The organism is Stenotrophomonas sp. CFBP 13724, from assembly GCF_014841975.1.
Classification (GTDB): domain Bacteria; phylum Pseudomonadota; class Gammaproteobacteria; order Xanthomonadales; family Xanthomonadaceae; genus Stenotrophomonas; species Stenotrophomonas lacuserhaii.
In genome coordinates this window covers 513,108-532,019 of sequence record NZ_JACYUW010000001.1, presented here as the reverse complement: position 1 = coordinate 532,019, position 18,912 = coordinate 513,108, and the positions used below count along the sequence as shown (strand labels likewise).

The 18,912-nt window shown below is 67.4% G+C and carries 22 protein-coding genes; 14 read left to right on the top strand and 8 right to left on the bottom strand.

Annotation, left to right across the window (positions count from 1 at the left end):
- Positions 1-45 precede the first annotated feature (45 nt).
- Complete coding sequence (locus IFT63_RS02315) at positions 46-498, bottom strand: copper chaperone PCu(A)C (protein ID WP_042615150.1); 453 nt, start codon at positions 496-498, stop codon at positions 46-48.
- Positions 499-532: 34 nt separating this feature from the next.
- Between IFT63_RS02315 and IFT63_RS02310 the strand changes: the two genes are divergently transcribed.
- The 4 genes from IFT63_RS02310 (at position 533) to IFT63_RS02295 (ending at position 4,184) form a co-directional block, all read left to right on the top strand.
- A complete protein-coding gene (locus IFT63_RS02310; protein ID WP_192083137.1) occupies positions 533-1,312 on the top strand; it encodes an enoyl-CoA hydratase/isomerase family protein in 780 nt (259 codons plus the stop codon).
- A 91-nt stretch (positions 1,313-1,403) separates the two neighbouring features.
- The gene (gene tesB / locus IFT63_RS02305; protein ID WP_192083136.1) at positions 1,404-2,312 is read left to right on the top strand and encodes an acyl-CoA thioesterase II; all 909 of its coding nucleotides are present in this window, start codon (positions 1,404-1,406) and stop codon (positions 2,310-2,312) included.
- A 10-nt stretch (positions 2,313-2,322) separates the two neighbouring features.
- Entirely contained in the window at positions 2,323-2,838 is a 516-nt protein-coding gene (locus tag IFT63_RS02300; protein ID WP_192083135.1) for a pathogenicity-like protein, read from the top strand.
- Positions 2,839-2,957: 119 nt separating this feature from the next.
- Positions 2,958-4,184 (top strand): sigma-70 family RNA polymerase sigma factor, encoded by a 1,227-nt coding sequence (locus IFT63_RS02295; protein WP_192083134.1) that lies wholly within the window; start codon positions 2,958-2,960, stop codon positions 4,182-4,184.
- 71 nt (positions 4,185-4,255) lie between these two features.
- Here IFT63_RS02295 and IFT63_RS02290 read toward each other — a convergent pair whose 3' ends face one another.
- Entirely contained in the window at positions 4,256-4,819 is a 564-nt protein-coding gene (locus tag IFT63_RS02290; RefSeq protein ID WP_042615155.1) for an EF-hand domain-containing protein, read from the bottom strand.
- 152 nt (positions 4,820-4,971) lie between these two features.
- Here IFT63_RS02290 and IFT63_RS02285 point away from each other — a divergent pair, with 152 nt between their 5' ends.
- Positions 4,972-5,727, top strand: a complete 756-nt coding sequence (locus tag IFT63_RS02285) for an arginyltransferase (protein ID WP_192083133.1) — start codon at positions 4,972-4,974, stop codon at positions 5,725-5,727.
- Between the two features lie 38 nt (positions 5,728-5,765).
- Positions 5,766-6,983 carry an endonuclease/exonuclease/phosphatase family protein gene (locus tag IFT63_RS02280; RefSeq protein ID WP_192083132.1) on the top strand — a complete coding sequence of 406 codons (1,218 nt, stop codon included), beginning with the start codon at positions 5,766-5,768 and terminating at the stop codon, positions 6,981-6,983.
- Position 6,984: 1 nt separating this feature from the next.
- Here the strand turns inward: IFT63_RS02280 and purT are convergent, their stop codons facing one another.
- Positions 6,985-8,172 (bottom strand): formate-dependent phosphoribosylglycinamide formyltransferase, encoded by a 1,188-nt coding sequence (purT, locus tag IFT63_RS02275; protein ID WP_192083131.1) that lies wholly within the window; start codon positions 8,170-8,172, stop codon positions 6,985-6,987.
- A gap of 132 nt (positions 8,173-8,304) precedes the next feature.
- Between purT and IFT63_RS02270 the strand changes: the two genes are divergently transcribed.
- The 5 genes from IFT63_RS02270 to IFT63_RS02250 all read left to right on the top strand — a co-directional run bounded on the left by IFT63_RS02270 (position 8,305) and on the right by IFT63_RS02250 (position 12,134).
- Entirely contained in the window at positions 8,305-9,183 is an 879-nt protein-coding gene (locus IFT63_RS02270; protein WP_042615159.1) for an SPFH domain-containing protein, read from the top strand.
- 61 nt (positions 9,184-9,244) lie between these two features.
- On the top strand, positions 9,245-9,424 hold the full coding sequence (locus tag IFT63_RS02265) for a hypothetical protein (RefSeq protein ID WP_042615160.1): 180 nt from the start codon (positions 9,245-9,247) through the stop codon (positions 9,422-9,424).
- Entirely contained in the window at positions 9,421-10,725 is a 1,305-nt protein-coding gene (locus tag IFT63_RS02260) for an alpha/beta fold hydrolase (protein WP_249404316.1), read from the top strand. Before IFT63_RS02265 ends, IFT63_RS02260 begins: the two co-directional genes overlap by 4 nt.
- Positions 10,722-11,321 carry a hypothetical protein gene (locus IFT63_RS02255; protein ID WP_192083130.1) on the top strand — a complete coding sequence of 200 codons (600 nt, stop codon included), beginning with the start codon at positions 10,722-10,724 and terminating at the stop codon, positions 11,319-11,321. Before IFT63_RS02260 ends, IFT63_RS02255 begins: the two co-directional genes overlap by 4 nt.
- Before the next feature lie 9 nt (positions 11,322-11,330).
- Positions 11,331-12,134 carry a M15 family metallopeptidase gene (locus tag IFT63_RS02250; RefSeq protein ID WP_192083129.1) on the top strand — a complete coding sequence of 268 codons (804 nt, stop codon included), beginning with the start codon at positions 11,331-11,333 and terminating at the stop codon, positions 12,132-12,134.
- Between the two features lie 123 nt (positions 12,135-12,257).
- Here the strand turns inward: IFT63_RS02250 and IFT63_RS02245 are convergent, their stop codons facing one another.
- From IFT63_RS02245 to IFT63_RS02225, 5 genes are all read right to left on the bottom strand, one after another.
- On the bottom strand, positions 12,258-12,932 hold the full coding sequence (locus IFT63_RS02245) for a DNA-3-methyladenine glycosylase 2 family protein (RefSeq protein ID WP_192083128.1): 675 nt from the start codon (positions 12,930-12,932) through the stop codon (positions 12,258-12,260).
- A gap of 3 nt (positions 12,933-12,935) precedes the next feature.
- Positions 12,936-13,307 carry a DUF423 domain-containing protein gene (locus tag IFT63_RS02240; RefSeq protein WP_192083127.1) on the bottom strand — a complete coding sequence of 124 codons (372 nt, stop codon included), beginning with the start codon at positions 13,305-13,307 and terminating at the stop codon, positions 12,936-12,938.
- A gap of 88 nt (positions 13,308-13,395) precedes the next feature.
- The gene (locus IFT63_RS02235; RefSeq protein ID WP_192083126.1) at positions 13,396-14,469 is read right to left on the bottom strand and encodes an SRPBCC family protein; all 1,074 of its coding nucleotides are present in this window, start codon (positions 14,467-14,469) and stop codon (positions 13,396-13,398) included.
- Positions 14,470-14,697: 228 nt separating this feature from the next.
- On the bottom strand, positions 14,698-15,339 hold the full coding sequence (locus tag IFT63_RS02230; RefSeq protein WP_042615166.1) for a response regulator transcription factor: 642 nt from the start codon (positions 15,337-15,339) through the stop codon (positions 14,698-14,700).
- Complete coding sequence (locus IFT63_RS02225) at positions 15,339-16,529, bottom strand: sensor histidine kinase (protein ID WP_042615167.1); 1,191 nt, start codon at positions 16,527-16,529, stop codon at positions 15,339-15,341. Before IFT63_RS02225 ends, IFT63_RS02230 begins: the two co-directional genes overlap by 1 nt.
- Before the next feature lie 140 nt (positions 16,530-16,669).
- On the opposite strand from IFT63_RS02225, the gene IFT63_RS02220 reads away from it, so the two are divergent.
- From IFT63_RS02220 to minD, 3 genes are read left to right on the top strand one after another with little or no spacing between them, the layout of a single operon-like run.
- Positions 16,670-17,266, top strand: coding sequence for a GNAT family N-acetyltransferase (locus IFT63_RS02220; protein WP_042615168.1), 597 nt, complete (start codon positions 16,670-16,672; stop codon positions 17,264-17,266).
- 13 nt (positions 17,267-17,279) lie between these two features.
- Positions 17,280-18,059 carry a septum site-determining protein MinC gene (gene minC / locus IFT63_RS02215; protein ID WP_042615174.1) on the top strand — a complete coding sequence of 260 codons (780 nt, stop codon included), beginning with the start codon at positions 17,280-17,282 and terminating at the stop codon, positions 18,057-18,059.
- A gap of 42 nt (positions 18,060-18,101) precedes the next feature.
- Positions 18,102-18,911, top strand: a complete 810-nt coding sequence (minD, locus tag IFT63_RS02210; protein WP_042615169.1) for a septum site-determining protein MinD — start codon at positions 18,102-18,104, stop codon at positions 18,909-18,911.
- The last annotated feature ends 1 nt before the right edge of the window (position 18,912 follow it).

Here is an 18,912-nt window from a genome sequence, read left to right as displayed (position 1 = left end):
TCGGCGCTACCGGTCCCGACGGGTAGAGACGGCCGCTGGCCGTCATCAGCGTCCGGTGGCGCGCACCTGCAGCGTCGCGGCCGCTTCACCGCCGCCTTCCAGCTGCAGCACCAGCGGCACTGCCTGCCCGTCCTTCAGCGCGGCCTTGCCCTGCATCAGCATCAGGTGCTTGCCACCGGGCTTGAGCTCCACCGTCGCACCGGCCGGCAACGCCAGATGGTGCAGGTGCTGCATGCGGCTGACGTCGCCCTGCAGCGTGGTTTCATGCAATGACACTTCCCCGAAGGCCACGCTGCGCGCGCCGATGATCGTCACGGCAGTGGCGCAGGTGTTGTGGATCGTGCCGTAGCCGGCGGTCATCTTCATCGCCGCGCTAGGCGGCAACCGCGCCCATCCGTCTTTCAACTGCAGGCACTCCACCGGCGCGGCCAGCGCCACTCCCGATGCTGCCACTGCACACAACGCGAACAGTACGCCAACGCATGGTTTGGTTATCATCGGACCACGTTCCCTCCCGGCAAGAGATCGCAGCATGACCACGCTCATCGAGGTGTACAACCATGGACCGATCCGCGAACTGCGCCTGGCGCGGCCGCCGGTCAATGCGCTGGACACCGACCTCTGCCGGCAGTTGATCCACGCCGTCGAACAGGCCATGGCCGAAGACGTGCACGGACTGGTGGTGTCGGGCAACGAACGGGTATTCACCGGCGGCATGGACGTGCCCCACCTGCTGTCGCATGGGGACGATCAGCACGCCCTGCTGGACAGCTGGAACGCCTTCTTCGGCGCGGTACGCACGCTGGCCGAAAGCCGCATCCCGGTGGTTGCCGCACTGACCGGGCACGCCCCGGCCGGCGGCTGCGTGCTGGCCCTGTGCTGCGACTACCGGGTGATGGCGCGCAGTACCGATCCGGCGCAGCCGTTCGCCATCGGCCTGAATGAAGTGCAGGTGGGCCTGGTGGCACCGGAGGGCATCCAGCGCCTGCTGCGCCGCGCCGTGGGCATGCACCGCGCCGGGATCCTGCTGACCACCGCCGCCATGGTGCCGGCCGAGCAGGCCCTGCAGATCGGCCTGGTCGATGAGCTGGCAGACGGCGATCTGGTCGTAGCGCGCGCAGTGGCCTGGCTGCAGCGGCTGCTGAAGATGCCACGCCAGCCGATGCTGTTGACCCGCGCGATCGCCCGCCAGGACCTGCATGAAGCCCTGCACCCGGACCTGATCCGCCTGGATCGCTTCGTCGAAGCCTGGTATGCGCCGGATGCGCAGCAGGCACTGCAGGCGCTGGTGGCCCGGCTCGGCAAGGGCTGAGCCACCGGGCAACCGCCGGCAGCACCTGCCGGGGGCTGCTGAACGGCCGCCCGGCTATAATCACCGCCTGTTCCGACACCGGCCGTCCCCCTTGAACGACACGCACGAACCCGTCGTCTCCGAATTGATCGACCTGCTCACCCTGGAGCGGTTGGAAGACAACCTGTTCCGTGGCCAGAGCCGCGACATCGGCACCAAGTACGTGTTCGGCGGGCAGGTGCTGGGCCAGGCGCTGGCCGCCGCCCAGGCCACGGTGGAAAACGGGCGCCACGTGCATTCGCTGCACGCGTATTTCCTGCGTGCGGGCAATATCGACCATCCCATCGTCTACGACGTGGACCGCACCCGCGATGGCGGCAGTTTCTCGGTACGCCGGGTGACCGCGATCCAGCATGGCAAGGTGGTCTTCTTCTGCGCGGCTTCCTTCCAGCAGGAAGAAAGCGGCGCCGAGCACCAGCACAAGATGCCCGAAGTCCCGCAGCCGGAAGACCTGGAACCCAACCGTCCGCTGCCGCAGGACGTGCTGGACCGGCTGCCGATCAAGGTGCAGCGCTGGCTGTCGCGGGGTGGCCCGTTCGAGTTCCGCCACGTCTATCCGCGCGATGAACTCAACCCGCCCAAGCGCCCGCCCTACCACCAGGTCTGGTTCCGCCTGACCGAACCGGTCGGCGATGCACCGGAACTGCACCAGGCGCTGTTGGCCTACGCCTCGGATTTCCATCTGCTGGGCACGGCGACCTTCCCGCACGGCATCAGCTACTACCAGCCGCACGTGCAGATGGCATCGTTGGACCACGCGATCTGGTTCCACCGTCCGTTCCGCGCCGACGACTGGCTGCTGTATGCGCTGGACAGCCCGAGCGCGCAGGATTCGCGTGGGCTGGCACGTGGCCAGTTCTTCGACCGCCACGGTCGCCTCGTGGCAAGTACCGCGCAGGAAGGCTTGATCCGCGTGGTGCCTGACAGCGCCGCCGCTGCTGCCGTCCCGGCCAAGGACTGAGGAACGCGCCATGAGACAGATTTTCAGCAGCCAGCGCGTGGAAACCGTGGAAGGCGTGGCCGAACTGCTGCGCAGCCACGACATCGAAGTGCGCGTGACCGATGGGCGCACGTACCACACCAAGCGCCGCGGGCAGTTCAGCTACCTCGACCAGAGCAAGAACATCCGCCACCCCACGGTATGGGTGGTGCGCGCGGACGACCAGCCGCGTGCGCGCGAGATCCTGCGTGATGCGCGGCTGCTCGACACCACCCGACGCGACCACCCGACCGCCGAGTTCGCCTTCCGCGAAACCGAAGCGCCGCCCAACGGCCGCGGCTGGGCCTGGCGCATCCGTATCGCGCTGTTGGTGGTGATTGCCGGCGTGGCGTTGTTCATCGGGATGGGCCATCGCGGCGCAAAGCAGCCGGCCGTCCCGGCGCCCGCTCCTGCACCTGCTCCGCAACAGCAGCCCGCCGCACCGGCCGCGCCGGTTGAGGAAGAAGAAGTCCGCGTGCGCATCCAGCCCTCCGCGCCGCAACCCTGAGCCGGTAGTGACGGCCGCTGGCCGTCCGATGCCTGCGCCTGCCCTGGTGGGTGACGACCACCGGTCACATCCTGCGCCGCGCTCCGTCTTGGGACACAATCCCCGCAGGAGCGCCGCCCATGACCGCAGTAGCCGCCAGCCTCGACGACACCCTGCACCGCGAGCTGCCCGCCGCGGCCCATGGCTGCCAGCATGCGTACGGGCGCATCGTGGTGGCCTGCCAGAACACGGTGACCGCCATCGCCCTGGCCATCACCCGCGACCGCCACGCCAGCGAAGACATCGCCCAGGAAGCGTTCGTGCGCGCCTGGCAGCAGCTGCGCCAGCTGCGCAATCCCTCCAGCTTCATGCCGTGGCTGCGCCAGATCACCCGCAACCTGGCCCGCGACTGGCTGCGCAGCCAGCGCGGCCGTCCGCTTTCGGGCGAAGCAGCAGAGCTGGCGATCAACATGGCTGCCGATCCCGCCCCCGGCGCGGCCGATCGCCTGCTGCGCATCGAAGAAGAAGTCGCCGCCGAGGACATCATCTCCGCGCTGCCCGAGGAGAGCCGCGAAGTGCTGCTGCTGTACTACCGCGAAGGCCAGCGTTCCCAGCACGTCGCCAGCCTGCTCGGGCTCAGCGATGCGGCCGTGCGCAAGCGGCTTTCCCGCGCCCGCGGCAGGGTGCGCGAAGGCCTGCTGCAGCGTTTCGGCGAGTTCGCGCGCAGCAGCGCGCCCGGTGCAGCGTTCGCCACCACGGTGGTGTCGATGCTGATGGTGGCCGCTCCGGGAACGGCCAGCGCAGCGATCGTGGCCCTGGGTACCGGCGTGGGCGTGGGCGGCAGCAAGCTCGGCCTGGGCGGTGCCAGCGCCTCGGCGGGAACGGCGATGGGGTCGCTTACCGCGGCGGCGGGCCAGTTTCCGGGCTTCGTCGACCACGTCAACGTGGGCGCGATGATCGGCGCGGTGGTCGGCGGGACGGTTTTCAGCTATCTGGGCGGCCGCTACCTGATGTCCTTCGCGGAGTCACCGCAGGAACGCTCGCGGATCCGGCGCTTCGTGCACCTCAACACCTTCACCGCGCTGGTGGTCTGCGTAACGGTACTGGTGCTGTCACTGCTGGCGCTGCCGGCGTGGGTGGGCCTGTTCGCCCTGTTCGCGGGCCTGTCGCTGGTGTGCTGGCAGTGCCTCGTGCCGCTGCGGCGGATCATGCAGCCGCTGATCGACCGCGATGCAGAGCGGCGCGGGCTGCAGGGTCAGCGCAACTGGAAATACGAAGCGCTGTACGGCAAGCACGGCATGATCGGGGCGGCCTTGGCGGCCTTGCTCATGGTGTGCTGGCTGTTGTGGAAAAACGGCGCGCTGTAATCCGAAGCGGTGGCGACCAGAGGCCGTCACCGCACTCGAAACCCGGTAGTGACGGCCGCTGGCCGTCAGTCTTACAACGGCCGTACCGGACCCTTCGGCCCATGACCCTCGTGGCGCGGGCCACGCATCGGGCCCTTGGCCGCATCGAACTCGGCCTTGCTCAGCTGGCCATCCTTGTTGGTGTCGGCCGCGGTGAACCAGGCATCACGGTGCTGCTTCATGCGCAGCTCGCGGTCGGCCTTGTCCAGGTAGCCATCCTTGTTGAGGTCCATCTGGTCGAAGCGCCCGGCCAGGCGCGGATCGGCAGCGGCCTCCTGGCGGCTGATGCGACCGTCCTTGTTGGTATCCAGACGGGCCAGCTGCTCGGCATGGCCGCGCCCCGGGCCACGATGCCCGTGCTTGCCGCGCGGCCGTTCTTCGCGGGACAGCTTGCCGTCCTTGTTGGTGTCCAGCTGGTCGAAACGTGCGGCCAGGCGCGGAGCGGCGGCGGCTTCGGTGCGATCGATGAAACCGTCGTTGTTGGTGTCCAGCTTGACCGGGCGCTGCGGCGCCGGCGGCGCATCGGCAGCCAGGGCGATGCCGGTGGCGGAGGTGCTCAGCAGCAGGGCCAGCAGCAGGGGGGTACGCAGGGTCATGGGGTCACTCCAGTAGAAGGGGACGGGGTGTTTTTCAATCACCCTCGAAAGACAACAACGCGTGGACGCGGCCACGGTTGACGTCGGCCCCGGGCGCGTTCACTTGGCAGACAGTCGCGGCCACTGCGACAGCCGGACGTTATGCTGTGGGCATGGCGATACAAGGCGACCGCGACGACGAACTGAGGCTCTTCCAGACCGGCGAGCACCCCTGCGGCTACTGGCCGGAGCGGACCGCGCGCGACCTGGTGCTGGACCCGCATGACCGCCGCCTGGGCGGCCTGTACCCGATGGCGCTGAGCTGGGGCTTCCGTCGCAGTGGCGACCTGGTCTATCGCCCGCACTGCGCCCAGTGCCATGCCTGCGTGGCGGTGCGCATTCCCGTGCAGCGCTTCGCCCCGGACCGCAGCCAGCGCCGCTGCGTGGCGCGCAATGCCGACCTGGAAGTGCGCATCACCGCCGCTGCCCCCCGCGAGGAACTGTTCACGCTGTACCACCGCTACCTGGCCCATCGGCATGCCAACGGCGGCATGGACACCCATGGCCCGCACGAGTTCGAGCAGTTCCTGATCGGCAGCTGGTCGCGGACGCGCTTCCTGGAAATCCGCCTGCCGCCACCGCAGGGCGGACCGGGCGAGCTGATCGGCGTGGCCGTCACCGACGTCACCGATCAAGGCCTGTCGGCGGTCTATACCTTCTTCGACCCGGACCACGCACAGCGCGGGCTGGGCACCTTCGCGATCCTGCAGCAGGTGGCCTGGGCGCAGCGCGAATCGCTGCCCCACCTGTATCTGGGCTATTGGATCCGCGACCACCTGAAGATGGATTACAAGCGCCGGTTCCGCCCGCTGGAAGCCTACGACGGCCGGCGCTGGAACGAATTCGACGGCGAACTGGCCGGACGCTGACAAGCCGCTGACACAGGCGCCGGTGCACAATACCGGCCATGAAAATTCCTGCCTTCAGCCTCTCCGCCCTGACCGTCGCCGTGGCCCTGCTGTGCAGCGCCTGCGCCCAGACCCCCGAGCGTGCCGCCGCGATGCCTGATGCCTCCACCGCCCTGCGCCTGGCCACCTACAACACCTCCCTGTACTCCGACCAGACCGGCGGGCTGATCGCCGAACTGGAAGGCGACAGCGCGCACGCGCGCAAGATCGCCGCAGTGCTGCAGCAGGTGCGCCCGGACCTGGTGCTGCTCAACGAATTCGACTACGACGACGCGCACCGCGCCGCCGATCTGTTCCAGCAGCGTTACCTGGCCGTGGCCCAGCCCGGTGGTGGTGAGCCGCTGAACTTTGCCTACCGCTATCTCGCCCCGGTCAACACCGGCGTGCAGAGCGGGCTGGACCTGGACAACAATGGCGAAGTGGGCGGCGAAGGCCGCGCCCGCGGCAACGACGCGTGGGGCTACGGCCTGCACCCGGGCCAGTACGGCATGCTGGTGCTGTCGCGCTATCCGATCGACGAAACCCAGGTGCGCAGCTTCCAGCTGCTGAAGTGGAACACCCTGCCCGGCGCGATCCGCCCGATCGACCCGCGCACCGGAAAGAGCTTCTATTCCGATGCGGTGTGGTCGCAGCTGCGGCTGTCGTCCAAATCGCACTGGGACGTGCCGGTGCGCACGCCGTCGGGCGTGGTGCACGCGCTGGTATCCCACCCTACCCCGCCGGTGTTCGACGGCCCGGAAAAGCGCAACGCCGCGCGCAACCACGACGAACTGAAGCTGTGGCAGGAGTATCTGTCGGCCGGTGACAAGCCGTGGCTGTGCGACGACCAGCAGCGCTGTGGCGGGCTGGCGCAGGACGCGCGCTTCGTGATCCTGGGCGACCTCAACAATGACCCGGTGGACGGCGATGGCCGGCACGAAGGTATCCTGGAACTGATCGAAAACCCGCGCGTGCTGCGCCATGCCACCCCGTCCAGCATCGGCGGCGAGCAGACCAGCCTGGCCTACGCCGCCAAGGGCATCGCCCGTCGCGGCGCCCCGCAGCACGCCACCGGCGATTTCGGCCCGAAGTCCGGCACGATGCGGCTGGACTACGTGCTGCCCTCGGTCGGCTTCGCCTACGTCGGCGGCGGCGTTTTCTGGCCGGCCGAAGGCACGGACGAAGCGAAGATCGCTGACGGCAGCGACCACCACCTCGTCTGGGCCGACGTGAAGTAAGTCAGGGCTTCAGGGTAACGCCGATGGCGGCGGCGGCATCGCCGGCGATCGCGCGGGCCTGGTCGGTGCTGTCGGCCCGCGCCAAGGTGACGCCAACGCGACGGTGGCCGTGCACGCTGGGCTTGCCGAACAGGCGCACGGCGGTGTCCGGCACCTGCAGCGCGGCGGCGACATCGGTGAAGTACGGAACGCCCTCGCCGTGGGCCAGCAGCGCGCAGGACGCACTGGCGCCGCTCTGGCGGATGACCGGGATCGGCAGGCCAAGGATCGCGCGCGCGTGCAGTGCGAACTCGCTCAGTTCCTGCGACACCAGGGTGACCAGGCCGGTGTCATGCGGGCGCGGCGACACTTCGCTGAACCACACCTCGTCGCCCTTCACGAACAGCTCCACCCCGAACAGTCCCCAGCCGCCGAGGTCATCGGTGATGGCCTGGGAGATCTCCTCGGCGCGCGCCAGCGCCGCGGCGGACATCGCCTGCGGCTGCCAGCTTTCGCGGTAATCGCCGTCCTTCTGCAGGTGGCCGATCGGCGCGCAGAACGACGTACCACCCGCATGCCGCACGGTCAGCAGGGTGATCTCGTAATCGAAATCGATGAAGCCCTCGACGATGCAGCGTCCGGCACCAGCGCGTCCACCGGTCTGCGCATAGGCCCAGGCCGGGGCGATGTCGGCTTCGTTGCGCAGCGTGCTCTGGCCCTTGCCCGATGAAGACATCACCGGCTTGACCACGCACGGCAGTCCGATCGCCTGCACGGCGGCGGTGTACTCCGCTTCGGTGTCCACGAAACGGTACGGCGAGGTCGGCAGGCCCAGCGTTTCCGCCGCCAGCCGGCGGATGCCTTCGCGGTCCATGGTCAGCCGCGCTGCGCGCGCGGTGGGCACCACGCGCAGCCCCTGTTCCTGCTCCAGCTGCACCAGCGTCTCGGTGTGGATGGCCTCGATTTCCGGCACCACCAGATGCGGTTTTTCCAGCGCGATCAGCTCGCGCAGGGCCATCGCGTCCAGCATGTCGATCACGTGCGCGCGGTGCGCGACCTGCATCGCCGGCGCGTCGGCGTAACGGTCGGCGGCGATCACTTCCACGCCCAGGCGCTGCAGCTCGATGGCCACTTCCTTGCCAAGTTCGCCCGATCCCAGCAGCAACACGCGGGTGGCGGAGGGGGACAACGGAGTTCCAAATGCGGACATGGTGGCGTTCCAGCGTGGAGGTGAAGGCGGACGGGCATTCTAGCCGGTCGCCCCTTTGATGCCGACGAACGGCACTTGTGGAGTGATATCAATTTGATATCTTCCAATCCAGACCCTCAAGGATGTTCCGTCATGAAAGAGAAGCCGATCCGCTCCCTCAACGGTCTGGCCGTACTGGCCGCCGTTGTGCTCATCGCCGGCCTTGCCGGCCTGGTGTTCCTGCTCGGCGCCACGGGCGCGAACGGGATGCGCCCCGCCCCGATGCTGCTGCTGGGCTGCGTGCTGGTGATGCTCCTGGCCCTGCTGTCCTTGGCTGGCCTGTACACCGTGCAACCCAACCAGGCCGCGGTGCTGAGCCTGTTCGGCAAGTACGTCGGCACGGTCAAGGACAACGGCCTGCGCTGGAACAACCCGTTCTTTTCCAAGCGCCGGGTAAGCCAGCGCGTGCGCAACTTCGAAAGCGGCAAGCTGAAGGTCAACGAGCTGGACGGCAGCCCGATCGAGATCGCCGCGGTGATCGTATGGCAGGTGGTGGATGCCTCCGAGGCGGTGTACAACGTGGACGACTACGAAAGCTTCGTGCATATCCAGTCCGAGTCCGCGCTGCGTGCGATGGCCACCAGTTATCCCTATGACCAGCACGAAGAAGGCCAGCTGGCCCTGCGCAGCCATGCCAGCGAGATTTCGCTGCACCTGAAGAATGAACTGGCCGAACGTCTGGCCGATGCCGGTGTGCAGATCATCGACGCGCGCATCAGCCACCTCGCCTACGCTGCGGAAATCGCCCAGGCCATGCTGCAGCGCCAGCAGGCCAATGCGGTGATCGCCGCCCGCACGCGGATCGTCGCCGGTGCGGTGGGCATGGTGGAAATGGCACTGGCCGAACTGCAGAAGAACGGCGTGGTGCAGTTGGACGAAGAGCGCAAGGCGCACATGGTGAGCAACCTGCTTACGGTGTTGTGTTCCGACCGCGGCACCCAGCCGGTGGTCAACGCCGGCTCCTTGTACTGAGCCGGTATGACGGTGTCCTGCCGGCCGCTGGCCGGAACCCGCCGTTGAGCCAGGAGTATCCATGAGCGAGAAGAAAGCCTATCCACTGCGCATCAACGCCGATGTCCTGGCCGCGACGCAGCGTTGGGCCGACGACGAGCTGCGCAGCCTCAACGCCCAGATCGAATACATGCTGCGCGATGCCTTGCGCAAGGCCGGACGGCTGCCGAAACCCACCCCCTCGCAGGAGAGCAAGCAATGAGCAGGAACCTGGGCAGGCGCGCGCCGCGCATGTTGGTCGCCACCACGCTTTCGCTGCTGGCCGGGATCGCCACCGCCGCCGAACCGGCGCAGGTGGCCACGCAATTGCTGGATAACCTGCAGGCCGGCCGCGTGCAGGACACCGCCGCCATGCTGACCCCGGCGATGGCCTCGGCCGCGCCGGCTGATCGCCTGCAGGCGCTGTGGAATTCACTGGGCGAACTGCAGCAGCGCGGCCAGCCGACGGTGAGCAAGCAGCAGGGCATGCACCTGGTGGAGGTGCCGTTGCGCTTTGCCGGCGCGGCGGTCAACGCGCAGGTCGCGGTGGATGCACAGGACCAGGTCGCCGGCCTGCTGCTGCGCCCGGCAGCGGCCGAAAAGGCGGCTCCGCCACCGGCCGATGCGAACTACCGCGAGCTGGATTTCAACGTGCCGCAGGCACGCGGTGCGTTGCCGGGCACGCTGGCCCTGCCCCACGGCAAGGGCCCGTTCCCGGCCGTGGTGCTGGTGCACGGATCCGGCCCGCAGGATCGCGATGAAACCATCGGCGCGAACCGGCCCTTCATGGACATCGCGCGGGGACTGGCCGCACACGGCATCGCCGTGCTGCGCTATGACAAGCGCAGCAAGGCGCGGCCGCAGGATTTCCAGCAGCCGTTCGATGTCGACGACGAAACCACCGACGATGCGATCGCTGCGTTGACTGCACTCGCGGCGGATCCGCGCATCGATGGCCAGCGGGTGTTCGTGCTCGGCCACAGCCAGGGCGGCATGCTCGCTCCCCGCATTGCCACGCGCTGGCCGCAGGCACGCGGGGCGATCCTGTGGGCCGCACCCGCGCGCACCCTGCTGGACCTGCTGCCCGAACAGAACCGCTACCTGTTGAATCTGGACGGCAGCATCAGCGCGGCGGAACAGGCGTTCCTGGACACACTCGATACGCAGATCGCCGCGGCGCGCAGCGCCACACCTGCTGCTGCCAGTGCGCTGCCGTTGGGCGTGCCGCAGGACTTCTGGAAGAGCATCGAAGCGGTGGACGCACGCGCCGACGCCAGGGCCCTGCGCAAGCCGCTGCTGATGCTGCACGGCGGCCGCGATTTCCAGGTGCCCGACACCGATTGGACGCTCTGGCAGGCGGCACTGCAGGGGCGCAGCGATGTGCAGTGGAAACGCTACCCGTCGTTGAACCATATCGGCATCGCCGGCAGCGGCCCCGGTTCGCTGAAGGAATACACCCAGCCCGGCCATGTCGATCCGCAGCTGATCGACGACGCCGCACGCTGGATCGAGGCGCAGCGATGAGCGGCGGCAGTGATCCCCGCCGCTTCGCGGTCAGTGATGGCTCGCCACTGCGGCTGCTGTGGATCATCGCGCCGTTGCTGCTGTTCGTCGGCCTCACCTTGTATCCCCTGCGGCAGCCTGTCGAAGCCGGCGCGATGCCGTTCGCGGTCACGCTCACCCCGCCCTACTTCACCCTGCACGGCAGCGCAGCGTGGAGCCTGGCCATCGCCGCGCTGCTGACCGTGCTGCTGTGCTGGCTGTTCTTCCGGCGCCGGGTGGAGCTGGATGGCAGCGTGCTGAGCGTCCATTCCACGTTCTACCGAAAGCGCACCCCGGTGGAGCACATGGACCTGCCGAACGCCGCCGTGGTAGACCTTAAACAGGACCAGCGGCATGGCCTGCGGCACAAGATCAACGCCTACAGCATGCCGGGCTTCCACTCCGGACACTATCGCCTGCACGGCGGTGGCAAGGGCTTTGCATTGGTGACCGATGTGCACCGCGTGCTGGTGATTCCGGTGCGCGATGGACCGACCCTGTTGCTGAGCCTGGCCGAACCGCAATCGCTGCTGGACGCGCTGCGCCGGGCCGCCACGCCTCCCGGCCGTCCGCGCTAAGCTGGGCGCATGTCCAGATCCCTGCCCCTGCTGCTCAATACCGATGCCATCGAAGCGTGGCCGTCCGCGCTGCTGCGCGCCCATGGCAACGCCGATGCACGCCTGCTGGCGCGTGCCCGTTGGGTGCTGCGGCGCAAACGTGATGGCCGCTACCTGGCCGCCATCTTCGATCACGGCGTGCACTCGCTGATTCCACACCTGCCGCAGGAACCCGGTGCCGCCGAGGCACTGGACGCGCTGTCCTGGCTGAACCCGCAACGCGGCAGCGGGCCGCTGGAGCAGCGGCTGCTCTCACCCCAGGGCCTGCACGAACGCCTGGAGCAGCTGGGACTGGACGCCGATGCGTATGCCGCCGACACCGGCCTGGCACTGGAAGCCGAGCCGGTGCTGCTGCACTTGGCCGGGCGCGACCGCTTCGGCCGGCCGCTGTGGCTGCGCCGTGCAGCAGCGCAGGCGTGGCGACGCATGCGCCTGCAGGCGGCACGTGAAGGCATCACGCTGGACGCGATTTCGGGTTACCGCAGCCACGATTACCAGCTGGGTATTTTCGAACGCAAACTGGCGCGCGGCCAGCAGGTGGCGGAGATCCTGAAGGTCAATGCCGCGCCCGGATTCAGCGAGCACCACAGCGGAATGGCGCTGGATATCGGGATGCCGGGGGATCCGCCGGCCGAGGCGTCGTTTGAAGAGACGGCGGCGTACGCGTGGCTGCAGGAACACGCGGCGGAGCATGGGTTCCGGATGAGTTATCCGCGCGGGAATCCGCATGGGATCGTGCATGAGCCGTGGCATTGGCGCTGGTGCGGCAGCTGAAGAGCGTGACGACCAGCGGTCGTCACCCACCCAAGGCAGGATCGGCAACCGGTAGCGCCGAGCCATGCTCGGCGAGCGCAGCGGCAGCGCGCTGACGACCAACGGTCGTCACTACCGGGTTGGTCAGTCCTGGGAGCGGTTGGTCTTGATGGCCGGGCCTTCGCTGAAATCGGCGATGCGCCACAGGTACAGGCTGGCGTAGGTGCGGTAAGGCCCCCACTTTTCACCGCGCAGGGCGAGCGCCTTCGGCGTGGGCATCAGCTCGGCCTTGTCCACGCGCTGGGCGCCCTTGCGGATGCCCAGGTCATCCAACGGCAGGATGTCCGGGCGGCCCAGCCGGAACATGAGCATCATCTCCACCGTCCAGCGGCCGATGCCACGCACCGGCACCAGCGCCTGGATGATCGCCTCGTGTTCCATCACCGCCATCCGCCGCAGGCTGGGAATCTCGCCGGCGGACTCGCGCAGGGCCAGGTCACGCAGCGCCAGTGCCTTGTTGCCCGACACCCCGCACGCGCGCAGCGCCACATCGTCGATGCGGCCCAGCGTATCGGCATGCAGGCGGGCACTGCCGATGGCCGCCTCCACCCGCCCCACGATCGTCGAGGCGGCCTTGCCGCTGAGCTGCTGGAACAGGATCGCCCTGGCCAGTGCATCGACCGGATCGAATGATTTCCGCCAGCCCTCCGGCGCCGGCAGCGGACCCAGTCGGCGCATCCACGCCGCCAGCCGGCGGTCACTCCGGGCAAGCCAGGCGTGCGCCTGCTCCACGTCGAAGCCGCGCGCGAAGCGGGGCATGGCTCAGCGCCTCAGCGCATCGATGGCCACCAGCGCCCAACCCAGCATCAGCGCCATGCCACCCACCGGCGCCAGCCGCGTGGACCACTGCCACAGCGCATTGCCGGCCAGGCTGCCGGCGAACAGCAGCGTGCCGAGCAGGATCACGTACAGCGCCAGCCGACCGAACGTGGCCGTGGCACGCGGCCCCAGCGCCGCCAGCACCGCACCGTGGGCAAAGGCATACAACGCGGCCATGTTGAGGTGCTGTTGCGCCAGGGGCTCGCTGACGCCGTGCGAGGCATAGGCGGACAGGCCGATGGAAGCCGCTGCCAGCAGCGCACCGAGGCAGGCCAGCAACGAGGGCCTGCGCGCGCGTCGATCAATCGCAAACATGTCCACTCCTTTTCCAGCAATGCCAAAAAAAAACGCGCCGCAAGATGCGGCGCGTTTTTGTTTTCTACGTTACATCAGGCGTCCAGATTTACTTGACGGCCCAGTAGATGTCGTACGTACCTTCCGGAGTGAAGGACTTCTGCACGCCACCATTCCAGGTCTCGTACGGACGGTCGATCACTTCGTTGCCGCCGGTCACCGACCAGGCGCGCAGTGCATTGCGGGCAACGTCCAGGCCAGCCACGTGACCGGTGTAGGTCGCATGGGCCGAACGGTGCGGAGCAACGCGGACGTACTTCACCGGGGCGCCACCATCGATCTTGACCGCCAGCTCTTCGGCCGGCACGCCTTCGGTACCCTTCTTCTTCACCGGCTGGGCGACGTCGAAGGCGTACTTCTCGGCACCGAAATCGGTGGTGATGATGCGGAACGGGCCGACGGCTTCGAGGTCGTTGGCCTCCATCACGCGCTTGATCCATTCCTGGTTGTCAGCGATGGACTTGGTGATGGTGGCTTCGCCACGATCCACGTTGCCCGCGGTGACCACCAGCAGGTCTTCGGCGGGGACATCGACGATGGCCAGGTCGTTCAGCGGTGCTTCGGCGGTGCGGTAGTCCACGTTCGGCACGGTGGCCAGCATGTTCGCCATGCGCGACAGACCCATCTTCAGGTCGTCACCGATGTGGCGGCTGACGTACAGGCCGGCGTAACGACCAAACAGGTCGAAGCCATACTTGACGTTGTATTCCTGGGTGATCTTGACGTTGCGGCCATCCTTGCCGGTCGGCTCCAGGATGAAGGCGGTCGTCTTGTCGTGACCCTTGGTGGCGTCTTCGATGGCGATGGCGACGCGCTTGTTCTGCTCGCTCTCGGTGATCTTCCAGGTGCCGTTGCCCAGGTCCTTGGACGCGTAGTCCAGGGTGGCGCCGACGCCGGCAGCCGGGCCGGAGAACTTCAGGTCGGTAGCGGGATCACGCAGCAGGAGGGGGTTCCAATCCTTGAAGCGACGCAGGCTGTTGACCGTGTCGTACACGATCGTCATCTTGCGGTTGGTCTCGATGCTTTCCGAAATATGGCGCTCGCCCGGGAGGACCACGCCAATGATGACGAACAGGCCAGCCACGATCCCCAAGGCGATCAGGAACTCGATAATACGGGTCATTCAGAAGTCTCCGGGGCCGATCCCACGGCCGGGTTGAGTGAAGCGAAGCGCCAATCCTAGCAGCTTCGTTGGCTTTGTTGATCTGGTTTGGACCACCGGTTTCCGTGTCGACAACCGATTTGTACAGACAAGGGGCCGAAGGGTAGCGCACATGGGCCACCCACCAGTAGGGGGCAGACGGAGGTTACCGGTCCATATTATCGGTAAACCCCCGCCGTTGAACGGTTTTCAGACCAATTGAAGCTCGAATGCCTTGAGCACGGCACGGGTCCGGTCGCGCACGCCCAGTTTGGACAGGATATTGGACACGTGGTTCTTGATCGTGCCCTCGGCCACGCCCAGCGAATTGGCGATTTCCTTGTTGGAGAAACCGCTGGCCATCAGCCGCAGGATCTCGGTTTCGCGATCGGTCAGCGGATCCGGGCGGTCCAGGCTGACGAACTCGTTGCGCATGTGCTCCAGCCCGGAGAGCAGCCGCTGGGTCACCGCCGGCTGCACCAGCGACCCGCCTTCGGACACGGTGCGGATCGCTCCCACCAGCTGGTCCAGGGTCACGTCCTTGAGCAGGTAGCCCTTGGCACCGGCCTTCAGCCCGGCCAGCACCAGCTGGTCGTCGTCGAAGGTGGTCAGGATGATGGTCGGCGGCAGCTGCTCCAGCTTGGACAGCATCTGCAATGCCTCCAGCCCGGACATGGCGGGCATGCGCATATCCATCAGCACCACGTCCGGCTTGACCTGCGGAATGATCTCCACGGCCTGGCGCCCATCCGCCGCCTCGGCGATCACCTCGATGCCATCGTCCAGCGCCAGCAGTGAGCGGATCCCCTGCCGCACCAGGGTTTGGTCGTCGACCAGGCAGACGCGAATCATCAACGAACTCCTTCAGGTGCGGTGCTCAGCGCCAACGCTGGGACACCAGGAACCGAGGCACGCAGGCGGAAGCCCTGTCCCCGGTGGGTTTCAATCTGCAGCTCTCCACCACATTGTTGCAGGCGCTCGCGCATTCCGCGCAGGCCATTGCCCACCATGATGCCATCAGCGCCGTTCCCATCGTCACGCGCCTCCAGGCTGACCCCGCCGGCTTCGCGGCGGACGGTGATCCACAGGTTGCGCGCACCGGCGTGGCGCACCGCATTGGTGATGATTTCCTGGGTGCACCGCAACAGCACGTGGGCCCGCTCGGGGTCTTCCACGTTCAGCGGACTGGGCACGTCCAGGTGGACGTCCAGCGAGGGCACGCGCTGGGTCAACGGGCGCAGCGCCGCAGCCAGGTCGATCGCCCCGCTGTCGCGCAGCTGGCTGACCGCCTCGCGCACGTCGGTAAGCAGCAGCTTGGCCAGGGTATGCGCCTGGTGCACGTGCTCCTGTGCGCGGCCCTCGGTGATGTGGCCGGCCACTTCCAGGTTCAGGCTGAGCGCGGTCAGGTGATGGCCCAGCAGGTCATGCAGTTCGCGGGAGATGCGCGTGCGCTCGTTGACCCGCGCGCTTTCAGCCAGCAGTACGCGGGTGGCGCGCAGTTCGGTATTGAGCTGGCGCTGCTCCTCGCGGGCGTCGGTCTGCTGCCGTGCGACCAGGCTGGTCACGAAGATGAACATGGAGAAGCCGCCATACAGCAGCGACTGCATGACCGCTTCGAACAGCGGGAACCTCAGCAGCACGTAGTAGACGGGGGCCACCGCCAGCTGGCTGACCAGCAGCCACAGCACGCCATAGCGCGCCGGCAGCATCCACGGGATGACCCCGGCCGCCACCATCATCAGGATGCTGCCCAGCCCGGAACCGCTGAGGAAGCTCACCCCCAGCGCGGAAATGGTCAGCAGCACCAGCATGCCGCGATCAAGCCAGCTGGCATGGCCGCCGCTGCGCAGGTCGCGGGTCAGCCGGAAGTAGGCCCCGCCGAATACCAGGTAGGCGGCGAACAACAGCACCGCCCCGCCGTTGTCGCTGGCCGGCCGACGCAGGTTCTCGATCTGCGAGTAAACCAGGGGAAGACCGACCATGACCCAGGTGAACAGGCCAGCCAGGCGGAGGACACGGGTATGACTGAGGGCTCCCAACATCCCTGCATCTTAGGCTGAACCTGGCCTGCGTCACTCCCACGGAAGTCATGCCCCGGTTTCCCCCGGCAGCGCCCCCCCCATGCAATAATCAGTGGGAAGGGCCCAGCAACGGGCAACATGCACCACCCCACGGAGTCTCAATGTCGATTGTCATCCGCGACGTGCGCGAGCATGAGCTCGATTCCGTCCTGGCCTTGAACAACAACGCCGGTCTGGCGATCCTGCCGTTGGACGCGCACCGGCTGCACCTGTTCTATGAAACCGCTGAGTATTTCCGCGTCGCCGAGCGCGACGGCAACCTGGCCGGGTTCCTGATCGGCTTCGGCAGCGAGAGCCAGCACGACAGCAGCAACTTCGCCTGGTTCAAGCAGCAGCTGCCCAGCAGCTTCTTCTATATCGACCGCATCGTGGTGGCCAGCCGCCGCCGCGGTGGTGGCGTGGGCCGGGCGTTCTACGCCGATGCGCAGAGCTATGCCGAACTGCGCTATCCGCAGATGACCTGCGAGGTCTTCCAGGACCATGGCGCTGATGCGGCGCTGCTTTTCCACGGCAGCTTCGGCTTCCGCGAACTGGGCCAGAACACCATGCCGCACGTGGATGTCCGCGCCAGCATGCTGGCCAAGGAACTGTGCAGCTATGCCTGGGTGAGTGATACCTACGGCGGCAAGCTGCCGGACGTGGCATGGGCGCGTGGCCGGCAACGGCCCGCCCCCGCCCAGCAGTCGACGGGTACTTGAGGTGGCGGTGAACATGGATTACGAACAGGCCGGTGAACTGAAGATCGGCCAGGTAGGTATCGCCAACCTGCGCATTCGCACGATGGATGTGGAGCGTCTGGTGCAGGAGATGAACGAGCGGGTCAACCGCGCGCCCAAGCTGTTCGGACGCGCCGCGGTGATCCTTGATTTCGGCGGCCTGAGCCGCACCCCGGACGTGGCCAGCGCCAAGGCGCTGCTGGACGGGCTGCGTGGCGCCGGCGTGCTGCCGGTGGCACTGGCCTACGGCACCTCGGAGATCGAACTGCTGTCCCAACAGCTGGGCCTGCCGCTGCTGGCCAAGTTCCGCGCACAGTACGAACGTGCCGACGCCGAGCCGGCCCCGCCCCGTGCAGCCCCCCCGGCGGCTCCCGCGCGCGAACCGCGCCGCGCCGCGCCCGCGGTCGCCGCATTGGCCGCCGCGCCAGTGCCGGGTGAGACCCCCAAGCCGGGCCGCATGCAGCTGGCCAACGTGCGTTCGGGCCAGCAGCTGTACGCTGAAAACTGCGACCTCACGGTGATGGGCACGGTCGGCGCGGGCGCCGAAGTGATCGCCGATGGCAGCATCCATATTTACGGCACCCTGCGCGGACGCGCGCTGGCCGGTGCCCAGGGCAATACCGCGGCGCGTATTTTCTGCCGCGATTTCCATGCCGAACTGGTGGCCATTGCCGGCCACTACAAGGTATTGGACGATGTACCGGACAACCTGCGCGGCAAGGCCGTGCAGGTCTGGCTGGAACAGGACCAGATCAAGATCGCTGCGCTGGATTGACTTTGTCGCAGCCCCAACCAGAACAAGAGCAGGAGAAGTCCTTTGGCTGAAATCATCGTAGTCACCTCCGGCAAGGGCGGCGTCGGCAAGACCACCACCAGCGCAAGCCTTGCCTGCGGCCTGGCACGTCGTGGCAAGAAGGTGGCGGTGATCGACTTCGACGTCGGCCTGCGCAACCTCGACCTCATCATGGGCTGCGAGCGCCGCGTGGTGTACGACTTCGTCAACGTCGTGCACGGCGAAGCCACCCTCAAGCAGGCCCTGATCAAGGACAAGCGCTTTGACAACCTTTACGTGCTGGCTGCCTCGCAGACCCGCGACAAGGATGCGCTGACACAGGAAGGCGTGGGCAAGGTCCTGAAGGACCTGGCCGCCGATGGCTTTGAATATGTCATCTGCGATTCGCCGGCCGGCATTGAAAAGGGCGCGTTCCTGGCCATGTATTTCGCCGACCGCGCCGTGGTGGTGGTGAACCCGGAAGTGTCTTCGGTGCGCGACTCCGACCGCATCATCGGCCTGCTGGATTCGAAGACCCACAAGGCAGAAAACGGCCATGACGTGCCGGCCTTCCTGCTGCTGACCCGCTACACCCCGGTGCGCGTGGAAGCCGGCGAGATGCTGAGCATCACCGACGTGGAAGAAGTGCTGGGCCTGAAGGCCATCGGCGTGATCCCCGAATCCGGCGATGTGCTCAATGCCTCCAACAAGGGCGAACCGGTCATCCTGGACGGCGAGTCACCCGCCGGCCAGGCCTATGACGATGCCGTCGCGCGCATCATGGGCGAAGACCGCCCGATGCGCTTCACCGCCGTGGAGAAGAAGGGCTTCTTCAGCAAGCTGTTCGGAGGGTAAG